Origin of the sequence: Acetobacter fabarum, from assembly GCF_029069195.1 — a bacterium.
GTDB classification, from domain to species: Bacteria; Pseudomonadota; Alphaproteobacteria; order Acetobacterales; family Acetobacteraceae; genus Acetobacter; species Acetobacter fabarum_A.
In genome coordinates this window covers 380307-405789 of sequence record NZ_JARDYK010000001.1, presented here as the reverse complement: position 1 = coordinate 405789, position 25483 = coordinate 380307, and the positions used below count along the sequence as shown (strand labels likewise).

The window sequence follows — 25483 nt, the reverse complement described above, 5'->3', positions numbered from 1 at the left end:
CCTTCCCTCCTTCGCGCCAGTAGCCTCCATTCCTCAGAACTGAAAACGCGCCTGTGCTCTTGCTCCGCTATCAACAGACCGGTTCCCGTACTGACCTGTATAGGACAGGCCAACATCAATCCTGTCAGTCAGTTTTGCGGTCAGTCCCGTATCAACCACCGCCGCGTTGACAGACAGCGGAACCCCGGCAACATCCATATCGCCATAACGGGCCTGTCTGAACATTTCATGCGTAGTAGATGTAGACAGGCCAAAAGCATGCCGGTACGCCAGCGAGCCATGTGGAACCAGAGCAAGTTTTCCCACATGGAACAGGGAAGACCCCTTGATGCCAAAGGTTGAGAATGTCACCCCTGTATCCATCCCCTTGCCATGGAGTGCGGCAACACCCCCCTGTTCGTTATATCCGTTAGTATGCTGATTGATATACGCCAGATTGCCAAAGGGTTCGACCATGCCGTGACCGATATGAAACTTGTAGCCCAGCTCGCCATATGCCTGCGCCGTGCCGCCAAGATAATCACTGGACAGATGGTTCGTAAAATTTGCAACCGCGACATTGCGGGTAATACTCAGCATATTCCACGTATAGGCAACACCAAGCCGCAGATTGAGCCCCCCCCAGTGCGTACCCGCATATCCACCCGCAGTCACATTGTTGCTATGGCCGGATGACCCACGACCGCTCCCTACGTTAAACATGGAACGACCGTAGCCAAACATACCACCTACACGCCACGTCTGCGCCACAAGCGTATCCATGCCCATGATAAATCCGGCTGTGGAATGATTCATGTTCGCGGCATTGCCATTGCCACTGTTATGACCAAGGCTGCCATATGCCTCCCCCCAGATCACGGGCTGGTCAGCCAGACACCCCCCATCCTTGCGACCGGTTTTCAAAGACGCCGTATGCAGGGTTGAGTCCGCAATACTTCCGTCACAATCCGCCGTATCCAGCCTGTCCAGCGCAGACTGCCTTACGAAAAAACTGTCCTGAACAAGAGCCGTGCGGGCTGAGGCATGTACCTCCCCGGACAGATTATTCAGTGCGGGACGGACCTGATCCGTGCTCAGGCCATCCAGCGCCAGAGCAACATCATTGCTTGCGCTCAACCCATCCACCCCTATCCCGGTCATGAATTGATTACGTGTTGCCGCCACCGCGGAATAGCTCTGGGCGTTACGTGTCATCAGAACATCCACGGCATTGGAGGAATAAAACAGTTGGGAAGAGAGAAAAACATAGGGTGTGGTCAGACTTGAAAACTGCCCGCTGACACCATTCCCGGCAGTCAGCAGACGATACACCTGCCCCGGCGCGACCTTTCCGGACAGGGAGCTGAAGGAAACATCTCCCCCCATGAGATTGACTGAACCCGTAACCGACACCAGATCGCTGGCCATACGGTTCAGGGTCGCGCGCTGTAAAGCAACAGTGCCTATGACCGTATCCGCCCGGCCATCGGCAATATATTTTGCGCCATCTTCCACCGTAAGATTGCCGTTGACGGTCAATGTGCCGATGCTCCCCCCCGCCTCGGGAGAAATGACGGAACCTGACGCAAGCGTAGTTGTGCCGATTGTGCCGTTCCCCTGAATGGTCGCACCATTCCGCGCGTCAACCGTAGCATTGGGAATTGCGCCAGAAACGTCCAGAACGCCATCCTGAACCGCAATGCTTCCCATGTAGGTACCATTACCAGACAGCGTGACGGACGCACCCGTAACGGACATTGCCCCATGACCGCCCAATGCGCCACTGAGAGCAGAAACTCCGCTGACAACATTGAGCGTTCCGTTATTTTCCACGCTGGATTGTACGGAGTTGTTGCCAGACATCGTGATGGTGCCCGAATTGGTGATATCCCCCCCAGCCGTGAGAGCCGTATTGGACAAATCAAGGACCGCATTGTTGATGATCGTTGAGCCGGAGAGGTTCACCCCGCCATTTACGGTAGAAATACCGTTATTGGTAAAAGTTGTATTCTGGATCATACTTCCCGTATTACTGTCACACCCCAGGCTGGTGGAACACTCACCAATCGTCGTCAGGGTGTTTGCGGCCGCCATAATGGTCGATTCAGAAATATTGTTGCCATACAGACCCATTGTTCCATAATTTTCTATGATCATGCCCGAGGCTGTATTGTTTACTAGTGTTGTGGAGTTTGATGAATCAGAAGCCGAACCATTTGTGATTTTTGTTTCTGTAATAAATGATCCCGAGGCGGTTATTGTAGCGCCATTTCCATTGATCATATTTGAATTGTTTATCGTATTGCCAACAATGCTCATATTTGAGGCATTATTGTTCAGAGATGTTTCGTTAATATCATTTTTTTTCAAATTCATAGTGGCTGAAGCGTTATTTATCACTATTGCATTGGATAAAATATTGGTTTCAGCAGTCAGGGTTGCGCCGGTGTTGCCTATTGTTAAACCCGTTGCTTTATTAGCTGTCAAATACAGGGTGCTTCCGGACTCATTTGTAATCACTGCATTGTTAGCCGTATTATTTTCCACATCCATATTGCCACCATTACTATTGACTATTACGGCGCTATTCGCTATATTATTTATAAATTTCATACTGGACGCATCATTGTTTATGGATGCGCCTACTGCACTATTCCCGATAAAATTCATGCCGCTACCGTATTGATTGTCTATATGCGCACTGTTCGCTGAATTATCCATGACATACATATTGGATTCATCGTTGTGCAGTATCACCCCGTCTGCTGTATTCCCATCAAGATATATTACCCCGCCGTTTGTATTGGCAATGTGTACGCCGGATACATAATTCTGATACAAGACCGCATAGGAATTTGCCGCAGTATTCTCTATTTGCAACGTTAATGAAGACGGAATGATATAATTACCTGCCAGAAGGGAAACTTCCGGTGAGAATGGTGGCGGGTTGCCCGGCATGGCAAGTAGCCCACCCGCGTCACTGGCAGACACGTTCTGGCCTACATAATGGTTGCCGACTGTATATGACGATGCGAGAAAAGACAGACTCCCCGCCGGAATGAAATACGTTCTTCCTGAAGGGTCGGCGGTAACATACCCATTATCCGATGACGGAAAATCCTGCGTGTTATATCGATAATTCGCACCTGTATTCGACGCATCCGGTGTCTTGTTGCCGTAAGCATCTGTCTGGGCCGATGCTGGCATGGCATAGCCGACAATACTAACAGCACTCCCAAGCAACAATGTTCTGACCCCATTAACAATGGGCAAAGACGATTTTGCAGTCGCTCTGGACAAAAACCAGGTTATCATATTGGCATTCCCGCTTTATTCTAAAAGCACAGAGCCAAATGATTTCAAAAATAATTAAAAATTATGTTAATTTATAAATTCACATATAAGCGTACTTTATTTAAGTAATCTTAAAATATAGGTTTATATAATATTTACACTGTTGTGCATTTTTATTTAACATTCCGGCCTGCCATTAACTCCCCGGCTGAAGGGGAGCATTCTGCATCCCGGAATGAAATCCCGCGCAAGGCGTCTGCATATTTTCCTCAGACGGAACTCGACCGCCGGTTCAGGCTACGCCATGTGTTACAAACACTCACGGCACATGGCGCTGGAAATTCATACACCCAGCAGCCCTGCATGATGGCGCAGGTGATCGGCCACAAAACTCTGCACAAACCAGTAGGAATGATCATACCCGTCATGCTCGCGGCAGATCAGCGTCTGTCCGGCCTTTTCCGCTGCGGCCACAAGATGCCATGGCTGGAGTTCACGCTGCAGGAACTGGTCGGACAGCCCGGTATCCACCAGAATGGGCGCGGGATGGGTATAACCATCCTCCAGCAGGCATACGGCATCATGCGTGCGCCAGGCTGCACGATCTGCCCCCAGATAGGTGGAAAACGCCTTTTGGCCCCAAGGCGTCACGGATGGATGTACAACAGGCGCAAAGACGGAAATGGACTTCCAGAACAGGGGAGCCTGCAATCCATGCACCAGCGCACCATGCCCGCCCATGGAATGCCCCATGATCCCCCGCCTTGCGCCATCCAGCGGCAGAGCGGCTTCCACCAGCAAAGGCAGTTCCTGCGCTACGTAACTGCCCATGCGGTAATGCTGCGCCCATGGCTGCCGGGTTGCGTCCAGATAAAAACCGGCACCTGTTCCCAGGTCCCAGTCCGTGTTCTCACCCTCTATGCCTGCACCACGGGGCGAGGTATCGGGCGTGACCAGAGCCACCCCCAGCCGGGCAGCTTCAGCCAACGCGCCAGCCTTGATCAGAAAAGTCTCCTGTGTGCAGGTCAACCCGGCCAGAGCATACACAACCGGCACTTTGCCGCCCTGCTCTGCCGAAGGCGGCAAAAACACGCCAAAGCGCGCGGGAAGCCCCAGCACGCTGGAAGAATGTTCATAAAACAGCACGCGCCCGCCATGCGCCCGATGTTCTTCCAGCAGTGTCAGCCCTGTTGTTTCAGTCATACCCATGACCCTTTTCATCTGGTCAGCCATACGCGCTCATGCTTACCATTACCCAGCATGCACAAACCATCATCGCACAGGCAACCCTACGATGTATTGTGTGTTAAAATGACACCGGGCATGCCGCCCTGTGACACAGAAACCGGAGATTTTTGAATGATTGTTGACCAGAAGGTCGGCTTACGCATTATCACGCGGGAAATCCTTATGGTCATCCTGCTTATGGCTGCGTGGGATCTGGTTGTTGTCATTCTTTTTCAGATTTTCCATCAGGAATGGATGGAACAGCCCAGCCTGCCGGTTTCCCTTATTGGTTCGGCACTGGCGCTGTTCATGGGTTTCCGTTCCAACAGTGCGTATGCACGCTGGTGGGAGGGGCGTACACTATGGGGTGCCATTACCAATAACTGCCGCTCCTTTGGCCGACAGGCAGGCACCTTGCTGGGTGACCGGCCTGACCTGATACACGCCATTGCCGCCTACCCCCACGCCCTGCGCATGGCGCTCGGCCCGATTGATGCCAGCGCGGATGTGGAGCGCCTGCTCCCCCCCCATATGCTCAAAGCCATTGAGACATACCGCAACAAACCCAACGCCATTCTCTACCAGATTGGTCTGGGTGTTAAAGAGGAAGTCACGCGCAAGGGCATAGATGGCGCGGTTCATGGCCAGATCGACCGCATCCTGTCTGACATCGCCAATGCGCAGGGCGGGCTGGAGCGTATTCGCAACACCCCTCTGCCCATACAGTTTTCCGTCCTGCCACGCGCGCTGGTGAATATTTTCTGTATTGTTCTGCCTCTCTCCATGGTGCAGACGCTGGAATGGATTACACCCCTTGGGTCTTCGCTCGTAGGGTGCCTGTTCCTTATTCTGGACAAGAGTGCAGACGACCTGCAAAACCCCTTTTCAGGCACACCGCACGCACTCCCCATGGCCACCATGGCCCGTAATATTGAAATTGATGTGATCCAGCCTACAGGTGAGCAGACTGCCCCGCCCCTGCAAACACAAAATGGCGTCCAGCAATAAGAACATTGCCGGCCCTATTCTTTTATATTGCAGACAAACAGCGCATTTTATGCTACAGGTCCCGACCATGAACACGTTTAGAACACCTCCAAAAGGCGGCGTGACAGATGCAATGGCACGCACCGCTGCCGCCACCACTGCGGCCCAGGCCAAAACCAAGGTGAAAGACGAAGATCCTTTTCAGGAAGGGGATTCCATTGTCTATGCCGCTCACGGCGTCGGGCGTGTAGACCGGATCGGGATTGACGAAATTGCCGGGACCAAGCTGGAAGTGATCCAGATTTCCTTCCCCGGCAACCAGATGACCTTGCGCATTCCGCTCTCCAAGGCCCGCAAATCCGGCCTGCGCAAGATTGTCTCGCGCGAGATTGTGGACAAAGCCATGTCCATCATCAAAGGTAAGCCACATGTCAGCAAAGGCATGTGGGCACGCCGGGCCGTTGCGTACCAGGAAAAAATCAATTCCGGTGATCTGGTGCAGATCGCGGAAGTCCTGCGTGACCTGCGTCGCAACGTGGACAGTCTGGACGGCAGCTTTAGCGAACGTAAACTGTTCGAAGCCGCACAGGAACGTTTTGTGGCGGAGGTTGCCGTGCTGGAAAAGAAAGAACCCAATGCGGTTCTGGAAGAACTGACCGCGGTCATGAAAGCCGCCTGAGTTTTTTTGGTCAAAGCCCGTTTCCCTTCTGACCCAGTTTTCCCTGACCCGGCATGGCTTACAGCCCTGCCGGGTTTTTTATGCCCAGCCAGAAACCGTGTGTTTTTGCCACCCGCCCCATAAACCATGCGGAACACAACCATGCGCTGCCCCTCCACCACACCCGACACAGAACTGACAACACTGCGCCACGCAATGCAGGCTCTTCAGGCAGGTCAGTTCAGCCAGCCACGCTCCCTGCTGGCCCCCCTTGTAGCGCAACAGAACGAACAGGCTTTAATCCTGCACGCCTTCTGCCTGTGTGGTGAGGGAGACACCCTCGCAGCCGCCCGGATTCTAACCACCATCGGCCTGCGTAACCCCGACAGCCAGCACCCCATACAGGACCTGAGCGAACTCATGGTCGCTCTGGACCAGCGCAATGCCGCCATTGCCGTGTGCCGTGCAGCAATCCAGTCAGCTCCTGCCGACATACGCATACACACGGTTCTGGGCGATCTGCTGGTCCAGACCGGCCAGTTCGAGGCCGCCATAGCCACACTGACGAAAGTAACCACCCGGCACCCGCAGAATATGCTTGCCCATAACCTTCTCTCCATGGCGCATACCGAAAGCGGCGCGCTGGACACTGCCCTGCAATGCCTGACAGCATGCCTGCACCATACCCCGAACGATGTACCCACTCTGGCCAATATTGGCTCCGTTCTGGCGGCACAGGGGCAAATGGAGCAGTCTTTTGCCTATTTTGCTCAGGCACTTGCCCTGCGCCCGCAGGATGCGCGGATCAGGGTCAATCACTCTGTCGCCCGGCTCAAGGCTGGTCGGTACGCTCAGGGCTGGCGCGAGCATGAATGGCGCTTTCAACTCCCAGGGCATCCCAGCCCACCCATGGAACGCCTTTTGCCAACCCTCGGCTCCAACACCGACCTGAGCGGCCAGCGCGTACTGATCACGCATGAGGAAGGTCTGGGGGATACGCTCATGTTTGCGCGGTACGTTCGCCCACTGGCCGAGCGTGGCGCCATACTCCATCTGTGGGTGCCAGAAGCGCTGGCAGACCTGTGCCGCAATATAGAGGGGGTCCACACGGTACAGGTGGGCGGCACAACCCCGACCTATGACTGGTATTGCCCTTTTATCAGCCTGCCACGGGTTTTTGCCGCCACATCTCACCCGTGGGGTGCGCCCGTGCCGTATCTCCGGGCCAATAGCCAAAAGGTTGCGGCACTGGCCACGCTTTTGCCCATGAATGGCAAACTGAATGTAGGACTGGTCTGGGGCGGCGCTCCACGCCCGACCTCCTATGTTGCCCATATGATTGACCGCAGGCGTTCCATGAGCCTGCACACCATGGCCCCTCTGGGAGCCGTACAGGGCATTAACCTGATCAGCCTGCAAAAAGGCCCTTACGCCGAACAGATGATGGACCCGCCAGAAGGCATGGCGCTATACGACCCTACAGACAGCCTGCACACCATGGATGACACGGCAGCCCTGATCATGGGGCTGGACGTGGTGGTTACGGTGGATACCTCGGTCGTTCATCTGGCAGGTGCGCTGGGCAAACCCGTGCTGCTGATGGATCGTTACGATAATTGCTGGCGCTGGCTGCATGGGAGGGAGGATACCCCCTGGTACCCAACCCTGCGCATTATCCGCCAGACCACGCCCCGCCAATGGGGCGATGTCATTGCACGGGTAGCCCAGATTCTGGCAGGCATGGCCGCCTTGCCCAGTAACCCAACGGTTGATGGCAGCTTAGCCGGACGTTCCGGCTTTTGCCTGCATCGGGGCTGAGATCATACGGGCGTCGCTCCCGTTCCCCATGACTTCAAACACCCCAAGAGCGCGGCGTACGCGCCCATCTGGCAGAAGCGTAAAGGTGCCGTCCACTCCGGCAAAACCACCCGGGCGCGTCAGGGATTCAGCAGGGTAACCGGGCACACCGCTGCGGGCCACGGTCAGGGCGGCTGTTGCCGCATCGTACGACATGTCAGCCAGCGGCTTGGGCATGTGGTGATTACGCGCCATGAAGCGCGAGACAAAAGCCTGACGGGAGGTAGGGTCAGGTGCAGCATACCACGCCCCCTTGATCGCCCCGAGCTTGGAGGCAAAAGACGCCCACAGCCCCGGCCCCATAATACGGACATCAGGCATATTAACCTGTGTGACAACCAGTGCATCCAGCACGTTTTTCAACCCCAGCCCAATATCAGCCAGCAACAGCGCATCAAACGGCGGAGCGCCCAACGTAATCTGCGGACCTGCCGGAGCAACAAGGGCTGAAGCGCCATCTGATGCCTGCCCCGGCTGGACGGTGGGGGCCGGAGGCTGGTTGGGGTCCTGCCCAAGTGCCGCAGCCAGACTGGCAGGCAACTGCGCAAGCTTTGGCAGTTCGGTCAGCCCGGTCACTTCACTGGAGTTACCTCGCGTTGTGGTGGCGCCAGGCACGGGCGTTGCAGGCATGGCCTGTTTTACCGCGGCAACACGCGCATCATAGTTGGATAGCTGGCGCAGTGTCTGGGCAATGCTGTCCGCCGTACCGTTATGATACGCTACGGCAGGTGCTGCCAACCCCTGATCACGGCAGGCGCTGATCAGGCCGTTCCCCATGGCGTGGCCCAGCGCGTTATCTGGCAGCAATGCGGCAAAATGCTGCCGCCCGTCCCGCTTGGCCTGTGCAACAAGCTGCTGCACCTGCTCTTCCGGGGTAATGCCCATAACCCACACACCGGGCCGCCCTTGCGTAATATCACTGGTAAAGGCCATTACGGGAATACCCGCAGCCTGTGCCGCTGGGGCCGCTACTGCGGTGTCTCCACTGGTCAGCGGGCCAAGCAGAATACCATCCCCGGCCTGTAAAGCGGCGGACGTGGCCGAGGCTGCCCCCCCTATTGCTGCCGTGTCATGCACATCCAGCTGCAAATCAGGAGGCAGTCCCGCCCCTCCAAGGGCGAGTTGCACACCTGCGAGCAGTTCGTGCCCAAGGGCTGCATTATTGCCACTCAACGGCAGCAGCACCCCCACCTTGTGGCTGGTGGCCTGTGTAGCTGGCGCTATAACCGCCCCCGTACCCGATGACCCGGACTGGTCAGCACATCCGGCAAGGATCAGCCCCGTTGCACCAAGGGCAGCCACTCCGGTCTTGCACAATGCCCGGTTTGCCGCCAGACCTTGACGGGAAAGCCCTGACAGGAGCGAGTATGCACGCGTCATCATCCAGATCATCCTCTACCAATACCCCGTCCGAGGCACCGTCTTCCAATGGGGTCGAACCTTTGCATACCGAAGGACATGCGCCAAGTCATGCGCGTTTTTCAGGTGGACTTGTGCTGGTTGCGACCCCCATTGGCAATCTGGGGGATTTCAGCCCCAGAGGAGCCGAAGCGCTGGCGCGGGCCGATCTGGTTTTGTGCGAAGATACCCGCATGACAGCCCGACTTCTAGCGGATCGGGGTATTTCTGTCCGGACCGAAGCCCTGCATGAGCATAATGAGCGCCAGCGTGTACCCAACCTGATCCGCCGCCTGAGCGAAGGGGTACAGATTGCCCTTGTATCCGATGCTGGCATGCCCCTGCTCTCGGACCCCGGATTCAGGCTGACGCGTGCTGCCATTGATGCGGATATTCCCGTAACCGTTGTGCCCGGCCCCAACGCGGCGCTGACCGCCCTCGTCCTGTCCGGTCTGCCGCCCCACCCGTATATGTTTGTGGGTTTTCCACCCCCCCGCTCCGCCGCGCGGAAAGAAACATTCGCCCGACTGCACGCAGCCGAACGCGCGGGGCTAAGCGCAACACTGATCTGGCACGAAGCACCCCACCGTCTGGCAGAAACACTGGCGGACATGGTCTGTGTATTCGGCCCCGACCGTGCCTGTGCCGTAGCACGGGAGTTGACCAAACGGTTTGAGGAAGTCAAACGCGGCACGGCAGAAGAACTGGCTACGTTTTATGCCCAGACCCCGCCACGGGGCGAAATTACCGTCCTGCTCGGTCCGGCCCCGGAGGTTGAAACCTCCGCCGATGATCTGGACACCACATTACGTACCCTGCTGGATACACATTCGGTCAAGGATGCCGCCGCACTGGCAGCCGCCGCGGCGGGTCTGCCAAGGCGCACGGTCTATGCGCGCGCACTGGAACTGGCAGCAGAAGCAAAAGAGGCATAAACTTCCCCCCCCCTGCTCCCTTGCGGGCCGGGGTACGGCAGCGTGTCAGAACGCGCCCGCAACCTCGCCCGCAGCATGGCCACTGGCCCAGGCCCAGTGGAAGTTATAGCCCCCCAGCCAGCCTGTTACGTCCACGGCTTCGCCCACCACATACAGCCCCGGCACGGATTGCGCCTCCATGGTGCGCGAAGACAGGGTCTTGGTATCCACCCCTCCGCGCGTGACCTCGGCCTTGGCAAAGCCTTCCGTCCCCTGCGGTTTGAGTTCCATACGGTGTACCCGCTGCGCCATAAGCCGGATATCCCGGTCAGCCCATTCCGCCAGCGTGCGCTCGGGCGCGCCCAGTTCCACCATGGCGTGCGCCAGACGTTGCGGCAGCCAGCGCGCCAGAGCCCCGGCTCCTCTGGCCTTGGAGCCTTCTTTTTTCAGCTTCATGAGCAAAGCGGCCACATCCTGCCCCGGCAGAAAATCCACAAACAGGGGCTGCCCCGCCGACCAGTAGGACGAAATCTGCAACAAGGCAGGACCAGACATGCCCCGATGCGTGAACAGAAGAGCTTCCTCAAACGTGGTTTTGCCACATGTGACCCGTACAGGGAGCGAAAGCCCCGCCAATGAACGCACCCACTCCTCGTTCTCGCCACCAAAGGTCAGCGGAACAAGGGCTGGCTCGGGCTGAATAACCGCAAGACCAAACTGCCGTGCCATTTCATACGCAAAGCGGCTGGACCCCAGTTTGGGAATGGACAGCCCCCCCGTTGCCAGCACCACGGCGCGGGCGGTCATATCCCCCCGAGAGGTCTGAACCCGGAACACATCGGATTTGCTGACATCATAGACCCGCACATCAGTGAGAATCCGCACATGGGCCGCAGCACATTCATTCAGCAGCATCTGCACAATATCATGTGCGGAATTATCGCAAAAAAGCTGGCCCAGTTTTTTTTCGTGCCAGGCAATGCGGTGTCTGGCCAGAAGGTCCAGAAAATGGCTGGGCTGGTAACGGCTGATGGCGGATTTTACAAAATGCGGGTTGGCGGACAAAAACCGGTCCGCCCGCATGGTCTGGTTGGTAAAGTTACACCGCCCACCGCCAGAAATAAGGATTTTCCGCCCAACTTCCGGCCCATGCTCCAGCACCGCTACGCTGCGACCATGCTGGCCTGCCGTCAGGGCGGCCATTAACCCTGCCGCTCCCCCACCGATGACAAGAACATCAAACATCGGCGTTGCGTTTTTTTGTGTCAAAATATCAGAAATCCAGATTGGTATAGTAATCAGGCGGCGTAATGCCGGAAACACGGTCGTTCAACAGTGGACGAAAGCACGGGCGGGACTTCATCTTGGCGTACCAGTCGCGCACTGCGGGCACCTTGGCCCAGTCTATGTCGCCAATAAAATCCAGGCAGGACAGGTGGGCAGCCGCCGTAAAATCGGCAAGGGATAAAAAATGCCCCCCTAGCCAGCTCCTGTTTTCAGCCAGATCGTTCACGTATTTCATGAGCGGGCGCATGGAGGCATAGGCATCGCGCAGTGCACCGCCATCGGGGTTACCACGCCCGCTCAAACGCTTCATCACCCGTTCATCAATAAAGCGGCCCGAGACTTCACGGGCGAACAGCGTTTCAAACCACGCGACAACACGGCGCACTTCCACCCGCTCGGCCAGTGTGCGACCCAGCAGGGGAGTATCGGCATACGCCTCTTCCAGATATTCGCTGATCACGTACGCATCGGGTACGATCAAGCCGTTATCTTCCACCAGAACGGGCACATCACCCGCAGGGTTGAGCGCCAGAAATTCTGGGCGTTTTTCCCATGGGCGTTCAACAACAGCTTCAAACGGCAGGCGTTTTTCACCCAGCACAAGGCGCACCGTGCGGCTGGCGGGAGAAAGAGGGAAATGGAACAGGGTACGCATACCATAGTGCTTTATGCCATTGCATGCAGCCACGCCAGAGGGAAAACCGGGCAAAGCCCATCAATTTCCACATAACCCCCTTATGCGGCAGAAACTGACCTGCAACACAAACTTCCCTGTTGCAATACACTCCTGTTATTCTACACGCTAACTGGCGTTCCTGTTTTTGAGAGAGCATCTGTTCGTTGTCCGGCACACATCCCAACTCCTCCCGCATCCGTATGTCTGGGCGTTCCTTTCTGGCCCTGACCCTTACGCCGGAAACACCGCTGGTGGACTGGCTGGCCGCGCTGGACCACCAGATCCAGCGCGCAGTGGGTTTTTTTGCGGGGAAACCTGTTATTCTGGACCTCAGCCTCATGCGGGCGGATACACCCGACCTGCCCCATCTTCTGCCTGCCCTGCAAGAGCGCGGCATACGCGTGCTGGGTATAGAGGGCGGAGACAGATCCTGGCCCGCCGTAGCCGACTGGGCATGGCCGGAAAGCCCGATGGGTGGCCGCGCCTCCGGCCCGGTCAGCATACCGGAAGGAGAAAAAACCCCAACCCTGACCCCTACCCTTGTGGTGGAAGAAACCGTGCGCTCCGGCCAGCATATTATCTGGCCCGATGGGGATGTGGTTATTCTGGGAGCTGTATCCTCAGGAGCAGAAGTTACGGCTGGCGGGTCCGTACATATTTATGGAGCATTACGGGGGCGGGCCATAGCTGGCATTGGTGGCAATGCGGAATCCCGGATTTTTACGCGCAACCTTGCCGCCGAACTTGTCGCCATAGACGGATTCTACGCCACGGCGGAAGAAATGGACGCAGAATGCACCGGCAAACCCACACAGGTCATGCTGACGGGGGAAACTCTGGTATTCAAACCCCTACCCTGATACGGGTTTGAATAAAACATGCTACAAAAGCCGTATTAATGTCATATTATACGTTTCATTTTCGCGCACAGATTGTAATGTCTCACCCAGATTGGGCCGTGACCTAACACACGCGCCTTTACCGGCATGGATAAGGAAGAGGAAGACTGATGGCAAAGGTTCTGGTCGTCACGTCAGGCAAAGGGGGTGTCGGCAAGACCACCACCACCGCAGCTCTTGGAGCAGCATTGGCCAGAGCTGGCCAGAGCGTGGTTCTGGTTGATTTTGACGTTGGTCTGCGCAACCTCGACCTTGTCATGGGGGCCGAGCGCCGTGTGGTATTCGACCTGATCAACGTGATTCAGGGAGATGCCAACCTTGCTCAGGCCCTGATCAAGGACAAGCGGGTGGATACACTCTCTCTCCTCCCCGCGTCCCAGACGCGTGACAAGGATGCCCTGACGCCAGAAGGCGTAGCCAAGATTATTGCCGACCTGAGCAAAAAATTTGACTGGGTGATCTGTGACAGCCCGGCAGGGATTGAGCGTGGCGCGCAAATGGCCATGCACCACGCCGACATGGCCGTGATCGTGACCAACCCCGAAGTCTCCTCCGTGCGTGACAGTGACCGCATTATCGGCATGCTGGACAGCACGACGGAAAAAGCCAAAGCGGGTGAAAAAATGGAGAAGTTCCTCCTGATCACCCGCTATGATCCGCAGCGCGCCGCCCGTGGCGACATGCTGGGCACGGACGATGTGCTGGAAATTCTGTCCATCCCGCTGCTTGGCATTATTCCCGAAAGCCCGGACGTACTCAAGGCGTCCAACGTGGGCGCGCCCGTAACCATTGCAGAACCGGAGAGCGCGCCAGCCCGTGCTTATACCGAAGCTGCACGCCGCCTGATGGGAGAGAAGGTGGAAGTCACCATTCCCACAGAACGCAAGGGTCTGTTTGACTGGCTGTTCAAACGGAGAGTCGCATGACATTCCTCTCCAGCATTTTCAAGCGTCGCTCCTCGGCGCCGGTTGCGCGCGACCGGCTACAGATTTTGCTGGCGCACGAACGTATCGCTGTAGGTGATGGCAAGGATGATCTGCTTGCCAAGCTGCACCGCGAGATCATGGAAGTGATCAAACGGCATATAGCGGTCGATCAGGACAAGGTGCAGATTAAAATGGACCGGGGTGCGCAATGCTCGGTGCTGGAAATCGATGTGGAGGTTCCCGGCCTGACCGACAGGGCCGAAAACGCCAAAAAAGACTGACAGCACAGATTACACCACGCCATAACGGGCCCACGCGGCTTCTATGGCCGCCGATATATGAACGCCCCGTTCGCACCATAGTCCAGCATGGTGCGAACGGGGCGTTTTTTCATACCCAGGCTCATGAAAAGCGCCCTAGCCGGGCAGAAGTGGCTCCAGCCATTCCTTGGCCTGCATGAAGTCCCGCTTAAGGGCCTTTACCGCAGCATCCGCATCCCCCTCCCGGAACGCCTCAAGCAATTGCAGATGCGGGTGGTCGGGGTTGGCGGGGCTTATGGTGGGCAGGCCATTGGCTGCGGCATAAATTGGCCCCATCCGGGTCCATAGTCCCCGGATCAGCCCCACAGTGACCGACAACCTTGAAAAGCCAGCCCCGGTGCTATGAAAATACACATTGGTTATGGCTGTTGCATGCGGCTCGCCCGCCTCATACGCGGCAATAAATGCTTTATGCTTCTCTTCAAGCACAGCAATCTGTTCGGGCGTGATATGGGCTGCAAGGTCACGGGTTACGCGCTCTTCCAGCACTTCGCGCACGCCATGAATATCCAGAAAAACAGGGCGGGAGGTCAGCGGCACACAGGCCGTATTGCGCTCATCCAGCACCAGTGCCTGCTCGGATACAAGGCGCAGGAGGGCCTCACGCACTGGGGTCGGGCTCAAGCCGAGCGATGCTGCCAGTGGGCGCAGCACCAGCCGCTCCCCCCCCTGATACCGGCAATAAATCAACTGGTCACGGATCTGCTGGTAGGCATACGCCGCCAGAGCGCCCCGTCCTTCGGGTCTGCTCTCACCCTGCGCTGGTATGGTGATGGTATTAAAGGTCATTGCGCATGTGCCATTTGCCTGTTCAGAAACTGACTGTAGAGACCATTCCGCTGCTCAAGTTGCGCAGGAGAGCCGTCCTCTGCAATTCTGCCATCCTGCATAACAACGATTCTGTCAAAGTTTCGCAGGGTGGACAAGCGGTGCGCCACGGCAATAACCGTGCGCCCGAGCATGAGCCGGTCCAGCGCCTGCTGGACATGCTCCTCACTTTCCGTATCCAGCGCGCTGGTTGCTTCATCCAGTATCAGAATAGGCGCATTACGCAAAAAGGCCCGTGCAATGGCAATGCGCTGGCGTTGCCCGCCCGAGAGCTTCACCCCCCGGTCCCCCACCATTGTCTCAAACCCTTCGGGCAGGGCGTCAATAAATGTGGCGCATCCGGCGGCGGAAGCCGCGGCGCGCACGGCCTCATCACTCGCATCTGGCCGACCGTAGCGGATGTTCTCCATCACGCTGCGGTGCAGAAGCGAGACATCCTGCGGCACAACGGACAGGCAGGCCCGCAGGGCGTCATCTGTCAGGTCCCGGATGTCCTGTCCGTCGATCAGTATGGAACCGGACTGCACAAAGCGCATGCGCTGCAACAGGGCCAGCACGGTGCTTTTGCCCGAGCCCGAACGCCCCACCAGCCCCACGCGACTCCCTGCGGCAATGTGCAGGTTAAAATGTGCAAGAACCGGCTCCCCTCCGGGGTAGGCAAAGGTTACATCGCCAAAGCGTACATCCCCCCGCACCGGGCTGGGCAGGTCGGCGGCAACCTGTGGATCAGGCATGTCATGCGGAACCAGCAGGGAAGACAGCACTTCGGACAGGCGCGCGTTGTGCTGGATGGTTTCCACCAGCGCCAGAGCCAGGTCGCGCGTGCCGTGCAGAATGGCAAACCCCAGCGTGATCACCATAACCACCTGCCCCACACTGGCCTGCTGCCACTGCCACAGCAGCACCGCCCAGACCAGCAGGCCAGCAGTGAGCACTGCTGTCATACCTGCATGAATCATGCGGAGCTGTTCCATGTAGCGCAGGGATTTGAGCCGCTCGCCCATTTCCCTCTCGGTCAGGGCGTTAAAGCGCTGGCGCTCACGGTTGCGCATACCAAAGGCACGTACAAGAGCAATATTGCCCATAACATCCAGCGTCTCGCCTTCCAGCCCGGCGGCGGCCACTGCGTAATGCCCATGCAGGCGACGCCCCCTGAGCGCCAGACGGAACATGATCAGGCACAACCCGCCAGCCAGCAGAACCGTAGCCCCACCCATAGTCAAGCTGACCGAAAGCATGAGCACCACAGAAAGCAGAACATTCAGGCTGGGCGGAAGCACATTCCATGCCAGCATATTCTCGATGGTAAAGCTGACATTCCCCGCCGTTGCAATGCGCGCGGCAAGGGATGCGGGCATACGGTCAGCAAAATAGGCTGGAGAATGACCGGTTAAAAACCGGAACAGGTCCTGACGTATATCGCCCGTAACCGCCACAAATGTCCGGGCGGCAAACCAGCCTGCAATACGCCAGCATATATTATCCGCCACGATCAGCCCGATAAGCACCCCCACGGCAGCCCATACGGCCGACACCACAGCCCCGCCGGAGTGGCTGGTCATCAGGTCCACCAGATGACGAATACCATAGGAGGAGAGCACAATGCAGCTTATGGCTCCACCTACGGCCCCAAATACCAGAGCATGCCCAACAGGCCGCGCCCGCATATAGCGCAGCAAAAAGCTTACCGGCCTGCCCGCATAGGCGGGCAAGGCTTCATCGGGCACGGTCACAGAGGCGGATGCGGGGTTGGCCCCATCGACCTTGTTGTTCTTATCGTCCACCAGCACGCTCCTGTTTTTTCCCTGACAGAATGCGTCAGATACAACGGCCAGACCGGAACAGCCCCCTCCTGCCTGACGCGGTTGACCATTGCTGCCACGTTACGTGTCTTTCAGGCTTATCCCAAACAGGTTTTCACGCATACCAACATACGGCCTGCGCCCCTCCCGTTATGATTCCGAACCGACCGAAAGCACCCGAACTCCTTGTTATAACGATAAACATTGCGTGATAAATCTGGACCTGATGCAACCTTGGCTCACCTGTTTTTCAACTTTTCCACCCCAATCTCTGGCTCAGACCATCTGGAGCCGGGTCATCTCCAAACAGAATTTTTCCAGACCAATCTATGCTAAAAATTATATAAATCCCTGAAAGTATTACACTATTTTAACTGAATTCATGCCACCCAGTGCAGGCCCGGCGTTTACCGGAGCCACAGATCACCCGATACGCACAGATCAGAACGCCAAAAAATGGAGGGCAACCGCATTGCCTGTGCAGCCTTGCCGCCCATTATCCACATATTGACGACAGCAAGCCTTGGCTTCCACAGAGAGCAGGAGAATTCAGGGGGAGTACACAGTTCATGGCATCGCGAAAAAAGGCACTGTTGGCTACTGTCATGGCTGCATCAGTTGCCGGGGTGCCGCAAATGCTCCCTACGCCTGCCTGCGCGGATGACTACATGGACCTGCTGGATGTGCTGCGCGCCAAGGGCAGCCTGACCAAGCATGAATATGACACTCTTCTGACCAAGCATGTCCGCCATACCGCTCTTGCGACCGAACCCCGTGCCGCGCACCCGGCCCATGTGGCCCCGGGCAGCACCCGCACGGCCATGGCCCACGCTACCCATGGTGCGCAGGCGGGCTATGAGCCAGGTATCCGCTTTGACCCCGGCGCGGGTGAAAACGATATGTCCCAACGGGCGGAAGACGCCGCGAACCGCGCAGAAGCCAGTGCGCGCTCCGCACAGGAAGCCGCCAAGGCTCTGGACAGCGGCAATTTTGTGCGCGTTGCCAAATACGTGCCGGGCAAGGGGCTGACATTTAAAGCAGGGCCCATAGACATCAATCTTTCCGGCTTTGTGAACGGTTTTTACTCCTATAACAGCCCCGCTGGTGGTCGCCCCGTTGCGGGGGGTGTCTCTTCGGGGTCTTCGGGCTTTGATTCCTCTGCTGTCAGGAACGGGCTGCTGCCCGCCGGGTTCATTCTCAAGATGAACACCGTGCAGCAGGGCATGGATATTTCCGCTGTTCTGGGCATGTATCCGGGGCTGGACAACGCCAAACCCGCCGCGTTTAACGCCAACTCCGGCGGCAGCCCCGTGGGGCTGGGCACGGCTGGCATCGACCTTCGTCAGGTTTACATGACCTTCGGCAACAAGGACATGGGGACCGTCAAGATCGGTCGTGATCTGGCCCTGTTCGCCAGTGACGCCATCATGAACGATGCAACCCTGCTGAGTGTTGGCTCCACGGGCAGCAATGCATCCCCCGGCAATACATCGCTGGGCCGTATTGGCGTGGGTTATGTTTACGCGGACTGGATTCCCCAGATATCCTACACCTCCCCCAAACTGGGCGGTTTTCAGGGGTCTGTGGGTATCTTCCAGCCGCTGGATGAATTCGGCTACGCCGATGCCACCAACCCCACCGTGGGCTCCGCAGCCAGCCAGTATTCTGCCGGTTCCACCCAGCACTCCTCCCCCATGGTGCAGGGCCGGGCCGTATATGATTTTTCTGTCTCCGATGTGCAGTTCCACATCTGGGCCAGTTTCCTGATCCAGCACATGCAGGGGCTCAGCAGCCTGCAGGCAGATGGCAAAACACCTCTGCTCAGTTCCGACCAGCACCACAGTGCCATGGTGGAAGCAGGCGATATTGGCACCAAGGTCACCTATGGTCCGCTTGAGGGCGTTGCCTACTACTATCGTGGCAGCGGACTGGGCACGACAGGCCTGTTCTTCGATGGTGTTGCCTCCAATGGCCGCAAGCGTGACTCGGAAGGCTACTACGTGCAGGGTGTCTACCATATTACCAAAAAATTCCGTCTGGTTGGCAGCTATGGTGTGAGCAACCTGTATCTGGCAGGTGATGAAAGGACCGCTCTGGAAAGCCAGACAGGCTCTGCAGGACTTGTGCGCCGCAACCAGTCCGAAGTCGGAGCCGCCTATTACCAGATGACCGACTGGCTGACCGTGATCGGCGAATACTCCCACACCTCCTCCTCCGCACACGGTGGCGGCAAGGAGAGCGACAACACCGCATCGGGTGGCGTCATGCTGATGTTCTAGTCAGGTTGGGGCGTCCTGCAGTCTCTATTTATAGAGTGATTTACAGTCCCGGCTGTTGCCTCTGCTCCCACGGAGGTAGATAACCGAGACTATGACTGCCCGCTCCCTTCTTCTGTGGTTCCACCACTACTTTCCAACACTGGACCGCTACGTGCTGCGCCAATTGCTGGTGGCGCTGGCAGCCACTACGGGGGGGCTGGTGGCGCTGATCTGGCTCATGCAGTCCCTGCATTTTGTGCCACTGGTTGTGGACAGGGGCCTGTCCCTGCGTGTTTTCATAGAACTGACGAGCCTTTTGCTGCCGTCCTTTGCGGCGGTGGTCATGCCCATCACCACCTTTATTGTCAGCCTGTTTGTCTACCAGCGCCTGTCCAGCGACCGTGAGCTTACGGTCATGCAGGCTGCGGGGCTTTCTCCCTTTTCTCTGGCGCGGCCGGGACTGATCTGTGCGGCATTGTCCACCCTGATCGTGTTCGTGCTCAACGTGTGGGTTGTTCCCTCCTCCTACCATGAGTTCCGCCAGTACGAACTCCAGATCAGGAACAAGATGGCGGCTTTCATGCTGCAGGATGGTGTTTTTACAAAAGTCTCAAACACCATGACCGTCTATATCCGCTCACGCGACCAGAATGGTGTTCTGTGGGGTATTCTGGTGGAGGATGACCGGCAACCCGACAGCCATGCCATAATTCTGGCCAGCCACGGCAATATGGTCACGGTCAATGACGTGCCGCGCGTTGTGCTTTACGATGGCTCCCGTCAGGTTCTCGACCGTAAAACCGGTCGGTTGAACATGCTGTTTTTCGAACAGGACACCATGGATTTTTCTACCGCACAACCATCAAGCCAGACTCTGCGTGATTCAACCGAGATGTCTCTGCCCGAACTGCTCTCCCCCGATCCCGGCATCGTCTCACCACGGGATATGGGCAAGTTCAAGGTTGAGGGCTGGCGACGTCTGGCCTCCCCGCTGACCTGCTTTTCTTTTGCCATGATCGGCATATTCACCATGCTTCAGGGAGCATTCTCCCGTCATGGCAATATAACGCGCCCGCTTATGGCGGTGCTGTGCGTTGTCGGGCTGCTGGCCGGAAACATGCTTTTGCAGAATCTGGCTGGGCGCGACATCCGGCTTATTCCCCTCATTCCGTTCTTTGCCACCCTGCCCGGGCTCATCTGTGCCTATCTGCTGTTTGTGCCGGAAATAAAAGCCAACCGCCGCCAGCTCCGGCAGGCATGAGAGGACGCCCGGACGTATGATCGTTGCCGTCACCCTCTCGCGTTATATTGTACGGCAGTTCCTGCTGTGGGTGCTGACCATGATTGCAGCGCTAACGGGTATTATCTGCCTGTTTGACCTGATTGACCTGTTCCGCCGGGTCTCCTCCCGCCCCGAGGTTCCCTCCAACATCGTGACAGAAATCGCGGGGCTGCACGTACCCTATTTTGCCATTGAAATTCTGCCATTTGGCATTCTGCTCGGCGGCATTGTGTGTTTCTGGCGACTGACCCGCTCATCCGAACTGATCGTCGCGCGCGCGGCTGGTCTGTCGGTCTGGCAGTTTCTGGCAGCTCCTCTGGCCTGTGCCCTTCTGCTTGGCGTTATGGCCACATGCGTCATCTCCCCTTTTTCTTCGATCATGTACCGCCGGGCCGCAGATCTGGACCAGCAGTATCTCCGCTCCGATGGAGGGCCACTCAGCCTCTCCGGCGGCTCACTGTGGCTACGGCAGGCAGACACGCAATACGACCCCCACGGTGTCACCATGCTGCATGCGGGGGATGTACAGGTCACGCAGGGGCAGTTGCATATTCGCGATATCAGCGTCTTTCGGCTCGACCATGAAGGCAAGCTGATCATGCGAATCGAATCCCCCAGAGGGTCTTTAAAAAATACAGGGTGGGAGCTGACCGAAGCATCAGCGGTCAGACCCAACGACATTCTAACCCCTGTTGGCGTGATCACACTCCCCACCAGCCTGACCCTCGAACGGGTGCAGGAAAGCTTTGCTTCACCCGACACGCTTTCCGTCTGGGCGCTGCCGGGCTTTATAACCTTGCTGGATCATTCAGGTTTTTCATCCATACGCCACCGTATTCATTTTCAGTCTCTTCTGGCATTACCTATACTGGCGGGCACCATGGCGCTGGTTTCCGCCGGCTTTTCAATGCGTCCGTCACGGCGGGGAGGCGTTGCCAAAATGGTTGGGTCTGGTGTTACAGCGGGTTTTCTGCTTTTCACCATATCCAAAGTCGCTGAGCAGTTGGGAAAGTCAGGAGCGCTCCCCCCCATTCTGGCTGCATGGGCACCTACTCTTGCCGGGCTCTGCCTGGCTGTTGCACTACTTCTTCATCTGGAGGATGGCTGATTGATCGTGGCGCTCCGGCCCTTTTGCTGCGCTCTGCTGCGCCGCCGCTCCACCCTGAGTGCTGCAACGGCGCTGGGGAGCGTTGCCGCGTGCCTGGCGATCAGCCAGCCAAAAACGGCTCTTGCGCAGTTCAGACCCCAGCCCATGCATGTCAACTTCCAGCAGCGGACATCCCCCGACGACCCGGCTACATTCCAGGCCGACAAGGTTGATTACAACGATATCGAACACACCGTAACATGGACCGGCAATGTGCAGGTCTGGCAGGGTGACCGCGTCCTGCGTGCGGACAAGATCGTGTACGACAGGGACACAGGCCTTATGGCCGCGCATGGAAATGTTGCCACCATCCAGCCCGATGGCTCGGTCATATACGCCCATTATGCCGAACTGACAGGCGGCATGAAGGACGGGATCATGCTGCATGTGAACTCCACCATGCAAGATAATGCCAAACTGGCGGCCAATGGCATGCGGCGCACCGGCGGCAAGATCAACGACTTGAGCCGCGTTGTGTACACAGCCTGCGAAATCTGTGAAAAAGACAAAACCCGCCCACCCTTCTGGCAGTTCCGCGCCTTTAACGCGACACAGGACCTTGAACATCAGAAGATAGACTTCCGCGACACCTACCTTGATGTTCTGGGTGTCCCGATCATTTACCTGCCCTATTTTTCCATGACTGACCCATCTGCCAAGCGGCGAAGCGGTTTTCTTATGCCGGGGCTTACCCCGCATGACCGCTACCTTGGCGCCTATATTACCATTCCCTACTACTGGGTGATCAACCAGCAGTCGGACATGAACGTGCAGGCGCTGTTTGCCACCAAAACGGGACCGCAGTTGAGCGGCCTTTACCGCAACCGCCTGAACTTTGGCCAGTTGAGCATTCGTGCCGGTATCGCCTACGATACGCACAGAGCCAAAATGTATACGAACAACTTCGGTAATGAAGAAGAAAGTGGTGGCAACCACGGCCTGCAGGGCCATGTGTTCATCAACGGCGACTTCTCGATCAACAAATACTGGCGGGCAGGTGCGAACATTAACTACACCAGCTCCGCCAACTACATGCGAGACTACCGTGTGCAGGGCTATGGGGCTGATGCCCTGAGCTCCAACGCCTATCTGGAAGGGTTCGGCACCGGTTCCTACGCCCGTCTGGACGGGCAGTACTATGAAGGGCTGAACCAGGGGATCATTCACAACAAGGACCTGCCCCTTGTTCTGCCCCGCTACACCTACAGCTTTACTGGCCAGCCCGATATGCTGGGTGGTCGTCTGAGCGTCAACACCACAGACTTCAACGTTAAGCGTGATAACGGGGTTTCCGACCAGCGCGGTGAGTTGCAGCTGAACTGGAACCGCCCGTTCCACACCAGAATGGGCCAGCAGTTCCTGCTGACCCTGCGCCTGGATTCAATGGTCTATCGCGCCCGCAAGCTGTACCAGCAGCCAGCCTATTACAATACGTCCCGGACCTCCGTAACCGGGCAGGTCCTGCCAACCATAGCTCTTAAAACCAACTGGCCGTTCGTGCGCACTTTTGAACGCGGTCGCGGCACCCAACTGATCGAGCCGATTGTACAGGGCATTTACGCCCCCAATACCGGTAACAACGGCAGCGACATGATCCCCAATGAAGACAGCATGAGCTACGAATTTACCGATAGCACGCTGTTTTCCCTCAACCGGTATCAAGGCACGGACAGGCTTGATGGCGGGTTACGTGGCAATGTGGGTGTACATGCCAACTGGACATGGGACGGGCATATTGTGGACCTGCTGGCAGGCGAGAGTTTTCAGCAGCACATTACGCATGACATGATCCCCTATTCCGGTCTGGACCACCATGCTTCGGACGTAGTGGCGCGCGCGCGCGTTATTCCCAGCCAGTATTTTGACTTTACGGCCCGCATGCGTCTGGACCCGCACAAGACCAAAATCAACTTTGGCGATGCACTCTTCAGCGCCGGTGTGCCGCACTTTCGCATCCGTGGTGGTTACATTTACGAACCCGTTACACCTTACTACTATTTTGCCACCAACTACCGCGCCTATTCCCCCAACCAGCTCTACACGACACAGACCAGCGAACTCAGCGGCGGCGTGTCCGTGGACTGGCGGAACTGGCATGCTTCGGGCTTTTCCCGGCGTAGTCTTTCACGCAAGAACTTCGTCTCCCTTGGCGGGGATATCGGGTATGATAATGATTGCTTCGCGGTCGACTTCATGTATCTGAAGCAATACACCACCATCGGTGGCCAGCAGCGTAACTCGACCTATCTGATCACAATAAGCCTTAAAACTCTGGGGGCTTTCGGCCTCAAGTAAGAACCGCTTCAAAAATAGTGCTATCTCCGGTATCACAGACAGATCGTTCTGATATGGCAGAAAGCTGAAAGACCGTTCCGTATGCGTCTGCGCTCCTTAACACTGGCTTGTTGTTCTCTTACCGCGCTGGCTCTTCCGGTCTGTGCGACGGCTTCCCATGCGGCGGCCACCCACCATCGCACCTCTGCCTCCAAAGCCGCGCAGGCGCCTGCTGCGGGGGCCCAGCCTGAACCGGATGACATGATCGTTGCGGTTATCAACAGCATTCCCTTAACCAAGAGAGACGTGGACAACCGCGGCAAACTGTTTGCCCTCTCCACCGGCCTGCCTGTATCCGATGACCTGATGGCCCGTCTGCGCCCACAGATTATCCGTCAGATGATTGATGAAAAGCTGCGCACGCAGGAAATCCTGAGCCGCCATATCAATATTGCTCCTGAACAGATTGCCGCAGCCATTGCCAACATTGAAAAACGCAATGGCATGCCCGCAGGCACCTTGCGCAACCATCTTGCGCAGGATGGCGTCTCCCTGACCACGCTGATCGACCAGTTGCGCGTACAGATTGGCTGGATTCAGGTTCTGCGGCAGGAACTTGGGCCACGCTCACGCGTGTCCGCAGGCGATATTGCCCAGCGTCAGGCCGCCCTAAAGCGTGAAGAAGGCCGGACCGAATACGAAATCAGCGAAATTTTTGTCAAGGTAGACGACCCCCGTCATGCGGAGGAAGAACTCGCCTTTACCAATACGGTTATTGAGGAACTGCATAAAGGCGCTCCGTTCCCCATTGTTGCAGCCCAGTTTTCCCAAAGCCAGACAGCGCTTGATGGAGGCTCCATGGGCTGGGTGCAGGAAGACGAACTGGACCCCAGCGTGGTCGATATTGTCCGGCAGATGCCTGTGGGCATCGGCGCTGTTTCCAACCCCATTACCGTGCCCGGCGGGTTCTTAATTGTCACATTGAACGGCAAGCGGGTCGTGGGGAAAGAAATCGGGCATATGGTCGACATTCGCCAGGTTTTTGTGGCGTTTGACACACCACTCGACCCCCAGCATATCACCCCCCAGCAGGAGGCCGCGCTCCAGAAGGCCGTACACATTGCCCAGACAACCCATAGCTGTCCGGAAATGGAAGCCGCCAACAGGAACGAAGGGGAAAAACGCCCCAGCAACCCCGGTGAACTACCACTTGAACGCCTGAACCCGCAGATGCAGTCTGTGCTGGCAGGCCTTCCGAATGGTCAGGCCTCGCGCCCCATGGTCTCACGCGACGGGATTGACCTGCTGATGGTCTGCTCCAAAACGGAAAAGAATTTTTCCAACCGCTCCCCAAGCGAAATTGCCGATCAGTTGATGAACGAACGCGTGGAACAGGCCGCCCGCCAGCTTGATAGTGACCTGCACCGCCGCGCCATGATCGACCTGCGCGTTAAACTGAAAGGGGCGTAA

At 57.2% G+C, this 25483-nt stretch carries 20 protein-coding genes; 13 read left to right on the top strand and 7 right to left on the bottom strand.

The annotated features are described in order from the left end of the window. Nucleotides 1–33: 33 nt before the first annotated feature. Entirely contained in the window at nt 34–2136 is a 2103-nt protein-coding gene (locus PY793_RS01865) for an autotransporter outer membrane beta-barrel domain-containing protein (RefSeq protein ID WP_275176413.1), read from the bottom strand. On the opposite strand from PY793_RS01865, the gene PY793_RS01860 reads away from it, so the two are divergent. After that, the gene (locus tag PY793_RS01860; RefSeq protein ID WP_275176412.1) at nt 2135–2665 is read left to right on the top strand and encodes a hypothetical protein; all 531 of its coding nucleotides are present in this window, start codon (nt 2135–2137) and stop codon (nt 2663–2665) included. The genes PY793_RS01865 and PY793_RS01860 overlap by 2 nt on opposite strands. Nucleotides 2666–3615: 950 nt before the next feature. On the opposite strand, the gene fghA is transcribed toward PY793_RS01860, so the two are convergent. Further along, nucleotides 3616–4476 carry an S-formylglutathione hydrolase gene (gene fghA, locus PY793_RS01855; protein ID WP_275176411.1) on the bottom strand — a complete coding sequence of 287 codons (861 nt, stop codon included), beginning with the start codon at nt 4474–4476 and terminating at the stop codon, nt 3616–3618. Nucleotides 4477–4632: 156 nt separating this feature from the next. Between fghA and PY793_RS01850 the strand changes: the two genes are divergently transcribed. From PY793_RS01850 to PY793_RS01840, 3 genes are all read left to right on the top strand, one after another. Then, complete coding sequence (locus PY793_RS01850; RefSeq protein WP_275176410.1) at nt 4633–5508, top strand: bestrophin family protein; 876 nt, start codon at nt 4633–4635, stop codon at nt 5506–5508. 67 nt (nt 5509–5575) lie between these two features. Further along, on the top strand, nt 5576–6166 hold the full coding sequence (locus tag PY793_RS01845) for a CarD family transcriptional regulator (RefSeq protein ID WP_086647188.1): 591 nt from the start codon (nt 5576–5578) through the stop codon (nt 6164–6166). 141 nt (nt 6167–6307) lie between these two features. After that, entirely contained in the window at nt 6308–7963 is a 1656-nt protein-coding gene (locus tag PY793_RS01840; protein WP_275176409.1) for a tetratricopeptide repeat protein, read from the top strand. Here PY793_RS01840 and PY793_RS01835 read toward each other — a convergent pair. Then, on the bottom strand, nt 7925–9382 hold the full coding sequence (locus PY793_RS01835; protein WP_408744652.1) for a penicillin-binding protein activator: 1458 nt from the start codon (nt 9380–9382) through the stop codon (nt 7925–7927). The genes PY793_RS01840 and PY793_RS01835 overlap by 39 nt on opposite strands. Here PY793_RS01835 and rsmI point away from each other — a divergent pair. Next, nucleotides 9370–10335 (top strand): 16S rRNA (cytidine(1402)-2'-O)-methyltransferase, encoded by a 966-nt coding sequence (gene rsmI, locus PY793_RS01830; RefSeq protein WP_275176407.1) that lies wholly within the window; start codon nt 9370–9372, stop codon nt 10333–10335. The genes PY793_RS01835 and rsmI overlap by 13 nt on opposite strands. A gap of 45 nt (nt 10336–10380) precedes the next feature. On the opposite strand, the gene PY793_RS01825 is transcribed toward rsmI, so the two are convergent. After that, the gene (locus tag PY793_RS01825; protein WP_275176681.1) at nt 10381–11559 is read right to left on the bottom strand and encodes a BaiN/RdsA family NAD(P)/FAD-dependent oxidoreductase; all 1179 of its coding nucleotides are present in this window, start codon (nt 11557–11559) and stop codon (nt 10381–10383) included. Between the two features lie 28 nt (nt 11560–11587). After that, nucleotides 11588–12256: a glutathione S-transferase family protein gene (locus PY793_RS01820; protein ID WP_275176406.1), complete on the bottom strand. Its 669-nt coding sequence runs from the start codon at nt 12254–12256 to the stop codon at nt 11588–11590. 185 nt (nt 12257–12441) lie between these two features. Between PY793_RS01820 and minC the strand changes: the two genes are divergently transcribed. From minC to minE, 3 genes are all read left to right on the top strand, one after another. Next, nucleotides 12442–13137 carry a septum site-determining protein MinC gene (minC, locus tag PY793_RS01815; RefSeq protein WP_275176405.1) on the top strand — a complete coding sequence of 232 codons (696 nt, stop codon included), beginning with the start codon at nt 12442–12444 and terminating at the stop codon, nt 13135–13137. 149 nt (nt 13138–13286) lie between these two features. Next, on the top strand, nt 13287–14102 hold the full coding sequence (minD, locus tag PY793_RS01810) for a septum site-determining protein MinD (protein ID WP_275176404.1): 816 nt from the start codon (nt 13287–13289) through the stop codon (nt 14100–14102). Beyond that, nucleotides 14099–14383 (top strand): cell division topological specificity factor MinE, encoded by a 285-nt coding sequence (minE, locus tag PY793_RS01805; protein WP_275176403.1) that lies wholly within the window; start codon nt 14099–14101, stop codon nt 14381–14383. Before minD ends, minE begins: the two co-directional genes overlap by 4 nt. A 135-nt stretch (nt 14384–14518) precedes the next feature. On the opposite strand, the gene PY793_RS01800 is transcribed toward minE, so the two are convergent. Both PY793_RS01800 and PY793_RS01795 read right to left on the bottom strand, forming a co-directional pair. Continuing rightward, nucleotides 14519–15211, bottom strand: a complete 693-nt coding sequence (locus tag PY793_RS01800) for a GntR family transcriptional regulator (protein ID WP_275176402.1) — start codon at nt 15209–15211, stop codon at nt 14519–14521. Continuing rightward, nucleotides 15208–17034: an ABC transporter ATP-binding protein gene (locus PY793_RS01795; protein ID WP_275176401.1), complete on the bottom strand. Its 1827-nt coding sequence runs from the start codon at nt 17032–17034 to the stop codon at nt 15208–15210. The genes PY793_RS01800 and PY793_RS01795 overlap by 4 nt, the downstream gene beginning before the upstream one ends. Nucleotides 17035–17621: 587 nt before the next feature. Between PY793_RS01795 and PY793_RS01790 the strand changes: the two genes are divergently transcribed. The 5 genes from PY793_RS01790 (at nt 17622) to PY793_RS01770 (ending at nt 25483) form a co-directional block, all read left to right on the top strand. Further along, nucleotides 17622–19331 (top strand): porin, encoded by a 1710-nt coding sequence (locus tag PY793_RS01790; protein ID WP_275176400.1) that lies wholly within the window; start codon nt 17622–17624, stop codon nt 19329–19331. A 91-nt stretch (nt 19332–19422) separates the two neighbouring features. Next, entirely contained in the window at nt 19423–20571 is a 1149-nt protein-coding gene (gene lptF, locus PY793_RS01785) for an LPS export ABC transporter permease LptF (RefSeq protein WP_275176399.1), read from the top strand. A 16-nt stretch (nt 20572–20587) separates the two neighbouring features. Further along, nucleotides 20588–21700, top strand: coding sequence for an LPS export ABC transporter permease LptG (gene lptG / locus PY793_RS01780; RefSeq protein WP_275176398.1), 1113 nt, complete (start codon nt 20588–20590; stop codon nt 21698–21700). A 6-nt stretch (nt 21701–21706) separates the two neighbouring features. After that, a complete protein-coding gene (locus PY793_RS01775; protein WP_275176397.1) occupies nt 21707–24034 on the top strand; it encodes an LPS-assembly protein LptD in 2328 nt (775 codons plus the stop codon). An 81-nt stretch (nt 24035–24115) separates the two neighbouring features. Next, nucleotides 24116–25483 carry a peptidylprolyl isomerase gene (locus PY793_RS01770; protein ID WP_275176396.1) on the top strand — a complete coding sequence of 456 codons (1368 nt, stop codon included), beginning with the start codon at nt 24116–24118 and terminating at the stop codon, nt 25481–25483.